The following is a 439-nucleotide window of genomic DNA, read 5'->3' on the forward strand; positions in this document are numbered from 1 at the left end:
TTCGATTCATCATCGACTTGCGAAAATTTGAGAGACTCGAACACACCATTTATCTGTTCTTATTACGGAGAACAGACACAGTGTGTCGTTTCAATTTTCAGCTTGATCCAGATTTTTAAAGAGCAAATATCTCAAACGTCACCCGAAGATGAGTTTTGAGATATTAAGGTCGGCGACTTTCACTCACACAAACCAGCAAGTGGCGTCCCCTAGGGGATTCGAACCCCTGTTACCGCCGTGAAAGGGCGGTGTCCTGGGCCTCTAGACGAAGGGGACACTGAAGTCTCAATCGCAAGACGCCTTGCTATTTACTTTTCATCAGACAATCTGTGTGAGCACTTCAAAGAACGCTTCTTTAAGGTAAGGAGGTGATCCAACCGCAGGTTCCCCTACGGTTACCTTGTTACGACTTCACCCCAGTCATGAATCACAAAGTGGT

At 46.0% G+C, this 439-nt stretch carries 1 tRNA gene and 1 rRNA gene; both read right to left on the minus strand.

The features are described from left to right. Positions 1–200 precede the first annotated feature (200 nt). A tRNA-Glu gene (locus NNN71_RS24995) sits at positions 201–276 on the minus strand. An 85-nt stretch (positions 277–361) separates the two neighbouring features. Then, positions 362–439, minus strand: a 16S ribosomal RNA gene (locus NNN71_RS25000); the annotation flags it as partial.

The organism is Kluyvera sp. Awk 3 (assembly GCF_028069715.1).
GTDB lineage: Bacteria > Pseudomonadota > Gammaproteobacteria > Enterobacterales > Enterobacteriaceae > Kluyvera > Kluyvera georgiana_A.